Genomic DNA, 14,866 nt, shown 5'->3' with positions numbered 1-14,866 from the left:
ATATAATTTTCAAAATCTTGTAATTTTTTATTTTGTTGTTATGCCACCCGCAAGTGTGTCTTACCTACATTTTTTATTATATATAAAAAATTTATTTTTTACTACACTCACAAGTTTTTTATTAGTTATATATAGTTTTAATTTTTTCTTATCCTTATATATAAATTAAAACATAAATATTACAAATTTATAAAACATTCAATATTATACTATTTTATAACCGTACTCCTTTGCTATATCACTAGCTGTTTTACCTTCTTTATTTTTTATATTAAGATCAGGATTGAATTTTAATATCTCATCTACAAGAGGTTTATATTTAAAGGTTACAGCATACATTAATAAAGTGTTTCCTTTGTTATCCTGTGAATTGATATCTGCCCCATTATCTGTTAATAGCTTTACAAATTTAATAACATTTTTAGTTGCTTCTTCTTGTTCTTTTTTTCTATTCCCTGTTATAAATTCACTTATGTCAGCATTAATTTTTCCAAACATATTATATGTCATATTTTTACCATAATCTATAGCATAAAAATATAATAATGTATAAAATAAAGCTGTTTTTCCTTCTTTGTCTTTTATATGAAGATTGGCATTTGCTGATAAGCACATATTTACTATTTCAATATTATAATCCTTGACAGCAAACATCAATGTTGTTATTCCTTCATTATCCTGAGCATTAACATCTGCGCCGTTTTCAATTAAAAACCTTACAATATTTTGGCTTTGGTATGCTAACGAATATTGTATTAAAGCAGTTCTTCCAGTTATATCTTTTTTATTAACATCAATACCGTTTTTTATTAGATAATCCATAGTTTCTATTTTACTAGCATAAAATAAAGCAGTAGCACCGTCATTATCTACAGTATTAAAATCAGGATTATATTTTTCAAATAGTTTTAACATTTCAAGTTCATCTAAAGCAGCAGCCCAGAAAAAAGCATTTCTTCCATTATTACTTTTTATTTTAGTAACATCTGCATTATGTTCTAATAAAATTTTAACAGTTTCTATTTTTCTTCCTCTTATAGCATTCATTAAAGGAGTATATCCTTTTTCTTCATCTTGAACATTAATATTAACTTTATCAATTAATTTTTCAATTATATCAATGTAACCATAATGGCAGGCATTCAAAAAATTTCTTTCATCTTGAGATATACCATAAGAAATATTTACCATTAAAACTATTCCAACAATAATTAAGACAATATATTTTTTTATCATTTGAATCCTATTATTATCAATAAAAATTGTTCGCTAACCAACTCTAGCAAATAAATTTGCTAGATCCTCACAATTTTTATAAATTATATTTTATTATTACTATGCCAACAATAAGGGTCTTACCTACAGCATCGCCAATATAAGCCAGTAACTAAAGTTACTGGCTGCTTGTTATTATTCTTATCTTTTTGCACCAAGCTCTATTAATTTTTCTTTAGCCTCTTTTTTACGAGATAAAAGCAGAGCAGTTACTCCTAAATCATCCATGTGATTTACATCAAGACCTAAATCTTTTACTAAATATTCAAATACATCTATATTACGAAAATCAGCTGCTATAATAATTCCATTAGCATTATTGCCAGTTCTTGAATTAACTAAATTAGGATCATGTTCAACTAACATCTGTATAATTTCAACATTACCTGCACCGCAAGCCCAAAGAAAAGCATTTCTCTCTCTGCCGTCATAAATAGAAGGATCAGCACCATTATCAAGCAGATATCTTATCATATCTTTATTTCTACTAAGTACAGCTAATATAATATGATAGGAGTTTCTTTATTAATCTCATAAGATCTATCTAATATAGAAACCTCATCCTTTATGGTTATTCCAGTATTAATATTTTCTTTGTTTATTAATTTTTTGAGACATTCTAAATCATTATTTACTATAGCATCTAATATATTATTATTATTTGAACAAGATATGGTAAAGATACTCAATAAAAATGATAGAATTAAAATTAGTTTTTTCATTATACACCTCCATTATTGTTTATATTTTTATAAGTATGTGCACTTACTTACTAATTTGGCATTAGCTTTATTATTTTTTAATATTATTTATGATGTTGTGTTTGAATATGCAATTAATGACATAATACAACTTTTCATAAAAATAAAACCTCGTTTAATAATATATATTATCAAAATAAAAATGTCAATATAGGCATATACGGTATACACAAAAATAACTACATTTTGTAAATTTTAGTTTTTTCAATTTTATTGTTTGTCAATCAATACACTTTATGTAGAATTATCTACTTTTTTGCCGCACAAAAAAGTAGCAAAAAACGCAATTGCTAGAACTTTATATTTTAAGAATATCTATCAAATATGGTGTAATAGCATAATTTTAGGTTAAAATGCAGTTGTTCGCGAAGCGTATCCGAGCCTGTCGAGGATATAAGGTTCTCGCCGCAGGCGGGCTTCGCCTTATACCAATACCGAAAGGTACCTTGCCTACGGCACGCAGAGCGTCGGTAAAAGAACTGGTGGGTTACGAAGTACGCAGAGCGGTGGGGCTAGTCCCCACAAATAATAAAACTAATAAAATAATTTTTGACAGAATATAGTTGTTTAGGTATATACTATTTTTATATGAATAATTTAATATATATTTATGCAATTAAAAAAGGTGATAATATTAATAATACTATCACCTTTTATATTAAAGAAATTAAAACTTATTAATTTTCTTCTTTTTCATTTGACCAATTTTCTCTAGGCTCTTCTTTATCTTGAGGAGGCTCTTTACCTGTTTGTAAATATTCAATAGCAGCCTTCAACTGTTTATCATAACGAAGATCATATATCTCTTTATAATTATCTAAGTTTCTTTCATTATATATTAAACGCTCAAGTAAATAATCGCTAGCCATTATATTTTGTTTTCTAAGCTCTTCTTTGAAAGCAGGCAAAGCTGTAGCATCTGAACTTTCATTAGGGTATTTTTTAGCATAAGCAGAAATCTGTCCGCCTTTTCTAAGCTCTGTTAAAGCTGTGATATCTGTGCTTGAAAGTTTAGGCTCTACTACAACGAAGTCAGGAGTTAAACCTTTACCATGAAGTCTTCTTCCATTTGGTGTATAATAATGTGCTACAGTGAATTTGAAAGAAGTATTATCTCTAGCATCTAATGGAAGCACATACTGTACACTGAATTTTCCGAATGTAGTTTCACCCAAAAGTTTAGCTCTTCCGCTGTCTTGTAATGCACCTGAAAGTATTTCAGAAGCAGAAGCACTGTATTGATTAACTAAAACTAATGTATCGCCTTCAAGCCATTCATCGCCTTTTTTAGAAGCATAATAATCCTGATTTTCATTTCTGCTTCTTCCTCTTGTATAAACTATTTTTCCTTCAGATAGGAATTCTTCTACTATATTTATAGCAGTATCAAGTCTTCCGCCAGGATTATTTCTTAAATCAAGAATAAGTTTTTTCATACCTTGTTTTTTAAGATCTATTAAAGCATTTTCTAAATCTCTAGCAGTATCATCACCGAAAGTAGTTATTCTTATATATCCTATATTATTATCAACCATTTTATATTTAACGCTTTTTATTTCAATGATTGCTCTTGTAAGAGGATATTTAATAGGCTCAGCCACTCCTTCTCTTACTATAGTTAAAGTTACTTTACTGCCCTCTTTTCCTCTCATTATATTAGCAGCATTATCAACAGACATATCTTTTGTGCTTTTTCCGTCTATCTCTGTAATAATATCACCTGATAATATACCAGCTTTTTCACCCGGACCATCTTCTATAGGAGAAACTACCATTAAGCCTTTATCAGCATTCTTTGAAATAGAAAGTCCTACTCCGCCGTATTTACCAGACATTTCTGTATTCAATGCTGTATTTAATTCCTCATCAAGTAAAAATGTAAATGGGTCTTCAGTAGCTTCAAGCATACCTTTTATAGCACCATACATAAGTTTTTTTGTTGTTACACTATTAGTATCAACGAAATTCTGCTGTAATGTTGCAAATACTTTTTGGAACAATCTGCTGTAATAATAAAAATCATTATCAGACTGAGCATTTCCCTGCTGTGCTATTGCAAGCGAAGGGCTTTTAAAATTGAAAAAAGAAATTGCTACTACAAAAATTAAAAGAAATATCCATAAAAGTCTTTCTTTGTTTTTCATCATGTCTAAAATCCTTATTTGAAAATGTATATAAAAAAGATATTTATATTCAAAAAATTTTATACCTTATATAAGTAAATTATAACATAAATAGTAAAAAATTTATATACATAAACTGTAAAATATTATGATAACTTTATATTATTTGCTTTACTTTTAAAATTCTTTCTATATAATTAATATGTAACGCCTTATAATTAAACGGACATATTTATGAAATATACTAAAAATTTTATATTAATTTTTACCGTCTTATTAGTATTACTATCATGCAGCGATATACCTACATCATCAATCGGAACTATTAAATTAAAAAATAGGGCCGGACGATATTCTATTAAAGGCAATTTTAATAAAGATATAAAATTAGACTTTATAATATTTGAAACAGGAAATATAAATTTCATAGGAAGTAAAGCAGATACAGCAAATAATCTAGGTACTTATATACTTGGAAACCCTGAAAGTACAAATAAAACCTTTTCTTTTGATATAAAAGAAACTATAAACGGCGTAGAGCCTAATACTTATTTTATAGATTTTCAATATGGCAGATTCAGATATTCTGATAAAGAAGTTTATTTCGAAAGAAGCTCTTATAGTACTAATGTAAAATTCAAAGAAAGGATTGGAGTATATTATAATCAGAGTAAGCAAAAAAGAGTAATAATAACAGCTAATAAAATAGAATGGAGTTATTTTACTGATGCTTATATCGATATAGAAAATACATATACTGAAGAAATGGTATTTACAAAAACAGTAGATTTCACAAATACTGCTGGTGAAAATCATAGCTTTACTATAACATTTACTTTTACAGATAATTCAATAAAATTAAAATTTAATATAACAGATCCTGCCTACTCTCAATATAATACAGAAGAAGAATATAGAATAGTTTGGGAATAAAAAATTAAAAGGTTATAATTTATGATAAAAGTATCAGTTGTTTTGCCTATATATAATGTAGAAAAATATTTACCTAAATGTTTGGATAGCATTATCAATCAGACATTAAAAGATATAGAAATAATATGCGTTAATGATTGTTCTACAGATAGCTGTGAGACTATAATTAAAGATTATAATAAAAAAGATGATAGAATAAAACTTATTAATCATGATGAAAATCAGGGTTTAGGTTTTGCAAGAAATACAGGATTTAATAATAGCAATGCTGATTATGTGGCATTTATAGATTCAGATGATTTTGTTTCTAATGATTATATAGAACATTTATATAATACGGCAAAAAAATACGATGCTGATATAGTTTTTACAGACAATATATATACAGTTAATGAAAGCAAGGGATATATAAAACCTTATTATCATAATAGATTAGAAAAATGGAAAAAAGATTTCAAAGATAAATACCTTGAAGGAATAAGTAATTTTGATGTAAGCGCAATAGAAAAAGAAAATACACCTGAATATCCTCTTGCTGTTGCTTGGAATAAATTATATAAAAAAAGTTTTCTTAAAGAAAAAAAATTATTATATACAAAAGTGAGATTGGCTGAAGATGTTGATATGTTCTATAGAATTTTGGCTAATAATCCTAAAATGTATTATAATCATAATTCAAAATATTATTATCTTCAAAGAAGTACATCTCTTGCAGGAAGTGTGCATACTGCTAAAAAAATCCCAATAGCTATATTAGAAGTTTTTGAAAATGTATTTAATTATTATAAAGAAAATAAAAAAGAATTATTAATAGAATGCAATTATTATAATTTCTTATCATTAATGCATACATTCAATAATTATAAAGCTGATAATAAAAATGAATTCTATAAAAAATGTAATGAATTAATGAAAAAATTAGATGTAGAAATAGACAGAGATAAACATGCTTTTTATGCTTATAGTGTATATATAATGAAAACTTATGATGATTATAATATATATTTAGAAAAGATTGAATCAATCAAGAAAAAAGTTTTTGATGCAGCTTGGTGGATACCTTCAATTACATTAAGAGAAAAATATAAAAAAACAAATCTCGATAAGCTTGCAAATAAGAATTGGAAATAATAAAATAAACTAATACTTGAAAAAACATTCAATTATACTATACTAATAAAATTAAAAAATAATAAAAGGTATTGAAACTGAATAATGAAAAAAGAATATAAATACAGATTAACAGAAGATGATTTTATAGATTTTCAGCTTCATTATTTGAAATCAAATTCAAATATGAATTCATCAGTAAAAAAAACTATTATAATACTTGTAGTATTATATATTGTAGTATTTGCATCTATGGCAATATATTTCAGAGATAATGCTTTTTTAATAGTAGTAATAGCTTTACTGGTGTCTGCTTTTTCTATTCTTCAAATATTAACATATAAAAAGCGTCTTGAGAAAAAGATTGTTAAAAAAGTAAAAGAGTATGTAAGAAGCGGTAAATTGGATAAGGTTTTTGGAGATAAAGAATTAACCATATATGATAATAAAGTTGTTTTCAAAGAAGATAGAGGAACAAGCGAGTTTAATAAAGATGAAATAATAAAAATAGATTCTACAAATAAATGCGTATTTTTTTATATAGATGAAATGTCAGCTATAATAATACCTAAACAAATATTAAACTCTGAAGATATAGATTTGCTTTTATCGTATAAAAAATAGCCTATAATTCTATTTACTAATATTTTAAGTAATAACAAGTATATGATAAATTGCCGACTTTATTCTATATAAACTCTTTTTACCCTTTCGCCTATATTAACAAGCACTTCATGGCTTATGCTTCCTATTCTTTCAGCTAAAGTATCAGCATTAAGTCTTTCATCATTTCCAAATATCAATACTTCATCACCTGTTTTTACATTGTCATTTTCTATTTCAGCAATGATAGAATCCATGCATACTCTTCCGCGTAAAGGATAATATTTTCCATTAATTTTAACTTCCCAATTATTTGATAATTTTCTTGGTACTCCATCAGCGTATCCTATAGGTATAACAGCAACTTTAGTATCTTTCTCAGCAGTCCAAGTCATACCATAAGAAATACTCTCGCCTTTCTTTATATTTCTTACTAAAACAACATGAGATTTTAAATTGAGTATAGGCTTAATACCTAAGAATTCATCATTATAGCCATAAAGTATAATTCCGGCACGCACCATATCAAAATAAGTGTTCTTATATGAAATTATAGCTGCCGAATTTGAAGTATGGGCATTTTTTATTTTTATACCATTTTCATTCAAATCATTCAATACATTATTAAAAATATCAATCTGCTTATTAGTAAAGCTCACAGAAAAATCATCCTGCATATCTGAAGCGGCATAATGAGTATTAATACCTTCTATATTCAAAGTATCATAAGATAATATTTTTTTTGCTAAAGAAACAACTTCCTCAGGCTTAGCTCCCATTCTGTTTAATCCTGTATCAACTTTTATATAAAGGTTCAAATTACCGCCGTTCTTTTTCAAAAATTTATCATAAGATTCTAAGCATTCATCATTACTTATAATAGGACTTAAATTATATTTGCATACCAAATCTGATTCATCTTTGAAATGCTGAAATAAAACCAATATAGGAAGTTTAATTCCTGCCTCTCTTATCTTTACACCCTCTTCAACATTAGCAACACCTAAAGCATCTGCTCCAAATCTCTCTGATGCCTTTGATATCTCTATCAAACCATGTCCATAAGCATTAGCCTTAACAATATTAAGAAGTTTTACGTCTTTTATGATAGACTTTATAATATGCATATTTTTTTTCAATATAGATAAATCAATTTCTGCTATAGTATAATTTCCCATAATTTCAACCTACTTATTTTTAAAGTTAAAACTTTATTATTAGAAAAATATAAAAAATGAGATATTATTATGCATAATATCTCATTATTAAAAGTCATAAATATATATTTACATGCTGAACATTTCAGGATTTTTGAAATCCTCTTTAAGCATCTCTAATACATCATCATCTTTTTTGAATTCATCATTATCCCTTTTGAATTCTTCTTCAAGACTTCTAAGCTCCATATCCATTCTTTCATCAACAGTATAATTTTCAGGATTCTTTTTACTAACCATTTCATTTTTAGCTTCTTCTAAATTATCAGCATTAGTAACAAACTTACCCATAAGCTCATTAAACTTCACAAATATTTCATTCAATTTGCTTGTAGCTGTATAGAACTCTTTATTACCCTCAACCGTTTTTACAGAAAGCTCATTCAAAAAGCTCATAGCATGCATAACTTCTTTAGCACCTGAACTATTAGCTTCAATTATATCAGAAACTTCTCTAGTAATTTGGTCAAGCAAAGTAATTTGGCTGTCTACCACATCACCGCTGTTCATCTGTTCTTTTACGCTGTCTTTAACACCTGTTGTAATATTATTCAAGTGTCTAATTGTTTCAAGTATATCTCTACCGCCTACCTCTAATTCACTGTTTGCTGTATTTATTTCAGAAACAACTCTTGCGGTATTTTCTGACATATCAAGTATGTTATCAAGAGATTTACCACTGTTACTAGCAAGTTCCACAGTTTCTTCTATTCTCTTAGTAATAGCTTTAATGATGTTTGTAATAGATTTAGTGTTATCCGCTGTGTGCTCAGCCAAAGATCTAATCTCATCAGCAACTACAGAGAAACCTCTTCCTTGCTCTCCGGCATGTGCTGCCTCTATAGCTGCGTTCATAGCCAAAAGGTTAGTCTGCTCAGCAATGCCTTGAATAACGTTAACTATCTCTTTAATCTGGTCAGAGCTTTCCTCGATACCTCTAACCGCCTCAATAACTTCATCTACCGTATCACCGCCGTCATGAGCATCAACAAGAAGTTTTTTAGAGAAACTGTCTGCTTTATTAACGCTTCTTGCCACTGATGTAATATTAGATATCATCTCCTCAATAGAAGCCGATGTCTGCTCTACAGCTGATGACTGACGTTCCATGTTATCATTAATTTTATAGATTGTCTGCAAAAGCTCTTCTACAGCAATAGAAGCTGATGAAAAAGCATGCCTTTGCTGATCTGTAGAATTAGTAACATTCTGTATAGAAGTAATAATATTATTAACACTCGCTACACTTTCAGTAATACTTGAGCTTTGATCATTTATTCTATTAGTATTTTCATCAATAATTTTTTCTATTACTTTTATCTCTTCAAATACCTTATAACTTTCTATTTTTAAATCTCCTATAAGATTATCCAAACTAGATAAGAATAAGTTAAAATTATAAATCAAAACACCTATTTCATCATTGTTTTTTGAAGATATTCTTTTTCTTAAATCTCCATTTCCGCCTAAAAGCATTTTTGTAGATTGATTTGCTCTGCTTATAGAAGATAAAAGTATTTTTAATATAACTAAATAAATAACAAAGAACAAAATAAATACAGATATAAATACAAATATAAAATTAAATATTTTTATATTTATATCAGAATCTTTTATTATTGTACTTACATCTTTATAATACAAGCCTATAACTTTTAATTCTTCTATATATGAAACTATAGCAATAGATTTTTTTCCTGCTACATTAATAGGATAAAATATTTCAAATGTTTTATTAGCACCAAATGATTTCTCAAAATTCTCTATATTTTTAATAAGATCAGGAGATGATGATAATACTTCAGAAGCACTTTCAGCTATATATCTGCTGTCAGAGCCAAGTATTATATCTCTTTTTACAGCAACATAATAAACATAAGACCATTGAGATAGAAGATCATTCTTTTTTATTATATTATTAATATTTCCTATGCCAGTTTCTGATATAAGATATCCTATGTCTCTTCCAAATAATCTTAAAGGAGTATAAGCAGATACATATATATTATTTCTATCATAAACATCTATACCTAAAGTTACAAAGTTATTTTGTATATCATTTTCTAAGAAATTATGAATAGTTAAAGCATCTGATACTCTGCTTGTATATCTATCTGTAGCAGCATCTTTTGATATTGTTACAGAATAAGGAAGATCTGTATCTAAATATTCCTGATTTATATTAACTGAAACCGAATCATATTTATTTTCTAAAGTATCATTTATATATGCCAATCTATTAACGAAATGAGTTTGTATATCATCTCTTGAAATTACATTCTTATTAGAATAAATATTAAGTACCGCTTCTGAATAGGACATCATATCTGATTTTATATTATCATCAAAATTTTTCATATTATCAGATATAGTAAGCATTTCATTTAATACTAAATTGCTGTAATTTTTCAAATAAACATCTTCTTCTATAGATACATGATTCAAAAGAAAGGCTAATATTATAGTTGAGAAGAACAAATATACTATAAGTCCCAATTTAGCTATAAGCGGTATATAAAAAGTTACTATGTTTTCATCTAATTCAAAATTCTTAGATAATAATTTAAACAATAGCATAAATACGCATGACAATAAAGCAGTATTTATGGTAGCATTGAATATAGCTAATGCTGTAGTATGTAAAAATGCTTTAGTTATAAGAGAATATCCTATTATTTCTATAATGCTTCCTACTAAGGAAATTATAAAAAACACTAATATTACTCTGCTGGCTAATTTTATCTCAGAATTTAACCTCCACATTTTTAAATACTTAAAGAAGAATATAAAAGAGATTGCAGAAAAGACTATCTTTAGTCCATAAATTGGAGGTATTTCTTTATATATAAAAAATAACGCTATATTCCAAATAACAATATCCACTAATAAATATAGCGGAATGGTTAAAATTCTTAGCCTTCTAATAACATGTATTTTTATCTTTTCTGAAGCCATAATATCCTCTATTAAATAAATGCATTAATACACTATTATATATTATCGTTTATTTTTTATCAAAATTTATTTGTAAAAAAATGAAGCATATATTAAAAAATTATACTCTTCCCACTTCATTAATTACTCTTCCGACCAATGTATCATGAGTAGCTATAGTTTTGGAATTTAATTCATAAGCACGCTGAACTTCAATCATTCTAACCATTTCGTTTATAGGATTTACATTACTCATTTCTAAGAATCTTGATAATACTTTAGGTCTGTCAACACCTTTCTGAGCTATATAAGCAGGACCGCTGATATCTGTATCTACCCAGAAAGATTCACCTTCTTTTTTCAAATATCTTTCATTATCAAATCTTACTATTTTTAATGTATCAAGTATCTCTTCATCTTCCCATTCATTATCATTAAACTGTACAAACGTATTACCGTCTTGATATCTTCTATTAATACTTACTCTTCCTTCTTCATCTATATTGAAGTTATTAGTTTTTATCTGAATATAACCATTCTCACCCATAACTTTATAGCCATGTTTAGTTACAAGATAATGATCTTTATCTATTAAAAAACTTCCGTTTCTTGTGTATCTTTCGCCATTAGGAGTTTCTATAGCAAAGAATCCTTTATCGCCCAAAGCTATATCAAGCTGATTGCCTGTTTCTCTTAAAGAACCCTGCTCCCATTCTGTGAAAACTTCATTAACTTCAACGCCTGTTCCCATTCTTCCTACATAAGGTCTTACATCTGTAGAACCAAGCGGAAATATTACTACTCCGTCATCTTCTGTTCTTGCAGCCATCATTTCTGGAAAAGCCTTAAAACTTACTGTATCTCTTTTAAATCCAGGTTTATCTACATTAGCTAAATTGTTAGCTACAACATCTAGTCTAGCCTGTTCAGCCATCATTCCGCTGGCACCTGTATAAACTCCTCTTACCATCTATAATCCCCCTAATTTTAATTCTTAATAATATAATTATAAAATATCATCTTTTTCTTTTTTTGTTTCTATATTAATAGTTTTTAATTTTTCTTCTAAATTTTCATATCCTCTTTCTATATGATAGATTCTATGAACATTAGTTGTACCTTTAGCTATAGCTCCGGCAGCAACCAAAGCAGCACCTGCACGCAAATCACTAGCTTGAACATCGGCACCTGATAACTCTTTACCGCCATTTACAACTATGTCAGAAGTATTCAACTCTATATCAGCACCCATACGAACAAGTTCCGGTACATGACTGAATCTATCAGGATAAATACCCTCTATAAGCTCGCTCTTACCTTTTATAGTGCATGCTAATGTTGTATAAATAGCCTGCAAGTCTGTAGGAAAGCCAGGATATGACAAAGTTTCAACCTTAAAAGGCTTTAATTCCTTATCTCTAGCATCTATTTCTATAGTATTTTCTGTAGTTTTTATATCACATCCTATATCTGAAAGCAAATCTAATACATAAGTTAAATGTTTAGGTTCTGCATTTTCAAGCTTCAATTTACCTCTTCCGGCAGCAGCTATTGCTAGGAAAGTGCCTGTTTCTATTCTATCAGGAATAACAGTAAACTCAGCACCATGAAGAGCTTCAACTCCTTCTATAGTTAGAATATCAGTACCGCCGCCTGTGATTTTTGCTCCCATAGCATTAAGCAAATCAACCAAGTTAGTACATTCCGGTTCTTTTGCAGCATTTCTTATGATAGTAGTACCTTTAGCCAAAGTAGCAGCCATCATAACATTATCAGTACCTAATACTGTAGGGCCGAATTTACCTGACAAGTCCATATCAGCACCTATTAAATCGCCTTCAACTCTAGCATCGATATATCCTGCTGTAATATCTATTTTAGCTCCTAATGCTTCCATTCCTTTTAAATGCAAATCTATTGGTCTTGGACCGAAAGCACATCCGCCCGGATATGATACTCTGCAATGCTTCCTCTTAGCTAGTAATGGCCCTAATACTATTATAGAACCTCTCATCTTTTTAACTAACTTATAAGGAGCTTCCTCGCTTTTTCCGTTATGAGATATTATTACAGTGGTATTATTTTTAAAATCTACTTTTTTCCCTAAAGGCTCTAATATATTTATAAGAACATGCACGTCTACCAAATCTGGAACATTATGAAGTATAACAGGTTCATCTGTTAAAATAGATGCAACGAGCAAAGGCAATGATGCATTTTTTGATCCTGATACCTTTAATACTCCCCCAATATTGTTTGAACCTTCTATCACATATTTATACATATATTTTCCGCCTTTAAACTTTAAAAGTATAAAAAATCTGCTTTCTTTATTTTCGGTATAATGAAAAAAGCCTTAATAAATTTTATTCATATATTATGTAAATATTCAAAAATTCGTCATTAAAACGCACGGTAAATAGGCTTAAATATATAATTTAAATCACCATTATCCATAAACATATATTTTTAATCCCATTAACATGTGTGGTATATTCTTTACAATTTTTAAAAAAACTTGGGCGGGTGCTGTAATTTCTAGTTTAAACAGAAAGAAAATACAAAGCAAAAATAACAATATAAATTAAAAAGCCTAGAGGGCGGGGTATGTAAATAAAATTTTAAACTTATTTTTTATCAACTTTTCCCGCAGCAAAAGTTGCAAAAGTGCCAAAATATATTTTATTTGAAACCTTATAAGAATTAAAGAACCTAAAGGGCGGGCAAGTGTAAATTAAATTTTAAAACTTTATTTACATACCCACCCTTTATTCTTTATAGTATATTTTTCAAATTTTAACTTTAATTATATTAATAACTTGATAATAAAAAGCACACCCACCCAAGTGATGCTTAAATTTAAAATCCATTTAACGCACGATTAACGAATTTTAATTATTTAATAAATTTCCATTGATAATGCAGTTAATTTTTTAGGTTTTATTCACCGTGCGTAAAGTTTATTTCAAGCCATATTTATCTTGAATCTCTTTTATATTTTCTCTAGCAATATCATAGTTAGGGTCTAATTCCAAAGCCTTTTTATAATCTTTTAAAGCTTCATTGTACTCCTCTAAATTTTCTTTAGATACTCCTCTGTTATTATAAAAAGCTCCATTATTAGGGTTTAACTCTATAGCCTTATCATAGTCTTTAATAGCTTCTTCATATTTACCTAAAACATCTTTAACACTTCCTCTATTATAATAAGCATCACTATCATTAGGGTTTAATTCTATTACTTTATTAAAATCTTTAATAGAGTCTTCATATTTACCTAAAACATTTTTAACAATTCCTCTGTTATTATAAGCATCACTGTAATCAGAGTCTAACTCTATAGCCATATCATAGTCTTTAATAGCTTCTTCATATTCACCTAAATCAACTTTAACACTTCCTCTGTTATTATAAGCAGCACTATAATTAGGGTACAACTCTATAGCCTTATCATAGTCTTTAATAGCTTCTTCATATTTACCTAATTTTTTTAGCATTTCCTCTGTCATAATAAGCATTAGTATAATTAGGGGTTAATTCTATTACTTTATTAAAATCTTTAATAGAGTCTTCATATTTACCTAAATCATTTTTAGCTTTTCCTCTGCCGTTATAAGCATCAGTATAATTTGGGTCTAACTCTATAGCTTTATTATAATATACTATGGCTTCTTCATATTTTCCTTCAAGAGAAAAAATATTTGCCCTATCAAAATAATATTCTGAATCCCTACCAGAATCATTATCATTAACAACTGACATAAAAATTTCCTAATATAAATTTATTGAAATAATTATAATATAAAAAAAATTTAATACCATGATAATTGGCATAAAATATTACGCACGCTTAACTAAGCTCTATATATAATAAAGATTAAAATTATAAATCTATCTATATTTTAAATAT

At 27.8% G+C, this 14,866-nt stretch carries 13 protein-coding genes; 3 read left to right on the top strand and 10 right to left on the bottom strand.

Annotation, left to right across the window (positions count from 1 at the left end; translation table 11 throughout):
- Positions 1-204: 204 nt before the first annotated feature.
- The 4 genes from Q0K19_RS08410 to Q0K19_RS08395 form a co-directional block, all read right to left on the bottom strand.
- Complete coding sequence (locus tag Q0K19_RS08410) at positions 205-1,236, bottom strand: ankyrin repeat domain-containing protein (protein ID WP_297247171.1); 1,032 nt, start codon at positions 1,234-1,236, stop codon at positions 205-207.
- Positions 1,237-1,416: 180 nt separating this feature from the next.
- On the bottom strand, positions 1,417-1,749 hold the full coding sequence (locus Q0K19_RS08405) for an ankyrin repeat domain-containing protein (RefSeq protein WP_297247169.1): 333 nt from the start codon (positions 1,747-1,749) through the stop codon (positions 1,417-1,419).
- Between the two features lie 23 nt (positions 1,750-1,772).
- Positions 1,773-1,997: a hypothetical protein gene (locus tag Q0K19_RS08400; RefSeq protein WP_297247167.1), complete on the bottom strand. Its 225-nt coding sequence runs from the start codon at positions 1,995-1,997 to the stop codon at positions 1,773-1,775.
- A gap of 716 nt (positions 1,998-2,713) precedes the next feature.
- Positions 2,714-4,183: a S41 family peptidase gene (locus Q0K19_RS08395; protein WP_297247165.1), complete on the bottom strand. Its 1,470-nt coding sequence runs from the start codon at positions 4,181-4,183 to the stop codon at positions 2,714-2,716.
- A 210-nt stretch (positions 4,184-4,393) separates the two neighbouring features.
- Here Q0K19_RS08395 and Q0K19_RS08390 point away from each other — a divergent pair, with 210 nt between their 5' ends.
- From Q0K19_RS08390 to Q0K19_RS08380, 3 genes are all read left to right on the top strand, one after another.
- The gene (locus tag Q0K19_RS08390; protein ID WP_297247163.1) at positions 4,394-5,092 is read left to right on the top strand and encodes a hypothetical protein; all 699 of its coding nucleotides are present in this window, start codon (positions 4,394-4,396) and stop codon (positions 5,090-5,092) included.
- Between the two features lie 21 nt (positions 5,093-5,113).
- Entirely contained in the window at positions 5,114-6,223 is a 1,110-nt protein-coding gene (locus tag Q0K19_RS08385; RefSeq protein ID WP_297247161.1) for a glycosyltransferase family 2 protein, read from the top strand.
- A gap of 84 nt (positions 6,224-6,307) precedes the next feature.
- Positions 6,308-6,826 (top strand): YcxB family protein, encoded by a 519-nt coding sequence (locus Q0K19_RS08380; protein ID WP_297247159.1) that lies wholly within the window; start codon positions 6,308-6,310, stop codon positions 6,824-6,826.
- A gap of 59 nt (positions 6,827-6,885) precedes the next feature.
- Here the strand turns inward: Q0K19_RS08380 and alr are convergent, their stop codons facing one another.
- From alr to Q0K19_RS08350, 6 genes are all read right to left on the bottom strand, one after another.
- A complete protein-coding gene (gene alr, locus Q0K19_RS08375) occupies positions 6,886-7,983 on the bottom strand; it encodes an alanine racemase (protein WP_297247158.1) in 1,098 nt (365 codons plus the stop codon).
- 108 nt (positions 7,984-8,091) lie between these two features.
- The gene (locus Q0K19_RS08370; protein WP_297247156.1) at positions 8,092-10,977 is read right to left on the bottom strand and encodes a methyl-accepting chemotaxis protein; all 2,886 of its coding nucleotides are present in this window, start codon (positions 10,975-10,977) and stop codon (positions 8,092-8,094) included.
- 100 nt (positions 10,978-11,077) lie between these two features.
- A complete protein-coding gene (gene flgF / locus Q0K19_RS08365) occupies positions 11,078-11,926 on the bottom strand; it encodes a flagellar basal-body rod protein FlgF (protein WP_014489217.1) in 849 nt (282 codons plus the stop codon).
- 36 nt (positions 11,927-11,962) lie between these two features.
- Complete coding sequence (gene murA, locus Q0K19_RS08360) at positions 11,963-13,240, bottom strand: UDP-N-acetylglucosamine 1-carboxyvinyltransferase (protein WP_297247153.1); 1,278 nt, start codon at positions 13,238-13,240, stop codon at positions 11,963-11,965.
- Positions 13,241-13,916: 676 nt separating this feature from the next.
- Positions 13,917-14,453 carry a tetratricopeptide repeat protein gene (locus Q0K19_RS08355; protein WP_297247151.1) on the bottom strand — a complete coding sequence of 179 codons (537 nt, stop codon included), beginning with the start codon at positions 14,451-14,453 and terminating at the stop codon, positions 13,917-13,919.
- Complete coding sequence (locus Q0K19_RS08350; RefSeq protein ID WP_297247149.1) at positions 14,434-14,718, bottom strand: tetratricopeptide repeat protein; 285 nt, start codon at positions 14,716-14,718, stop codon at positions 14,434-14,436. The genes Q0K19_RS08355 and Q0K19_RS08350 overlap by 20 nt, the downstream gene beginning before the upstream one ends.
- Between the last annotated feature and the right edge of the window lie 148 nt (positions 14,719-14,866).

Source organism: uncultured Brachyspira sp., assembly GCF_944393015.1.
Taxonomy (GTDB): Bacteria; Spirochaetota; Brachyspiria; order Brachyspirales; family Brachyspiraceae; genus Brachyspira.
Note: the sequence above shows the minus strand (reverse complement) of the source record. Positions and strands in the feature narration are given on the sequence as shown.

Coding starts and splice junctions, on each gene's coding strand:
- Q0K19_RS08385 (WP_297247161.1), top strand. CDS start 5,114: ATGATAAAAGTATCAGTTGTTTTGCCTATATATAATGTAGAAAAATAT.
- Q0K19_RS08355 (WP_297247151.1), bottom strand. CDS start 14,453: ATGCTAAAAAAATTAGGTAAATATGAAGAAGCTATTAAAGACTATGAT.
- Q0K19_RS08380 (WP_297247159.1), top strand. CDS start 6,308: ATGAAAAAAGAATATAAATACAGATTAACAGAAGATGATTTTATAGAT.
- Q0K19_RS08350 (WP_297247149.1), bottom strand. CDS start 14,718: ATGTCAGTTGTTAATGATAATGATTCTGGTAGGGATTCAGAATATTAT.
- murA (WP_297247153.1), bottom strand. CDS start 13,240: ATGTATAAATATGTGATAGAAGGTTCAAACAATATTGGGGGAGTATTA.
- Q0K19_RS08370 (WP_297247156.1), bottom strand. CDS start 10,977: ATGGCTTCAGAAAAGATAAAAATACATGTTATTAGAAGGCTAAGAATT.
- flgF (WP_014489217.1), bottom strand. CDS start 11,926: ATGGTAAGAGGAGTTTATACAGGTGCCAGCGGAATGATGGCTGAACAG.
- Q0K19_RS08395 (WP_297247165.1), bottom strand. CDS start 4,183: ATGATGAAAAACAAAGAAAGACTTTTATGGATATTTCTTTTAATTTTT.
- Q0K19_RS08390 (WP_297247163.1), top strand. CDS start 4,394: ATGAAATATACTAAAAATTTTATATTAATTTTTACCGTCTTATTAGTA.
- Q0K19_RS08400 (WP_297247167.1), bottom strand. CDS start 1,997: ATGAAAAAACTAATTTTAATTCTATCATTTTTATTGAGTATCTTTACC.
- Q0K19_RS08410 (WP_297247171.1), bottom strand. CDS start 1,236: ATGATAAAAAAATATATTGTCTTAATTATTGTTGGAATAGTTTTAATG.
- alr (WP_297247158.1), bottom strand. CDS start 7,983: ATGGGAAATTATACTATAGCAGAAATTGATTTATCTATATTGAAAAAA.
- Q0K19_RS08405 (WP_297247169.1), bottom strand. CDS start 1,749: ATGATAAGATATCTGCTTGATAATGGTGCTGATCCTTCTATTTATGAC.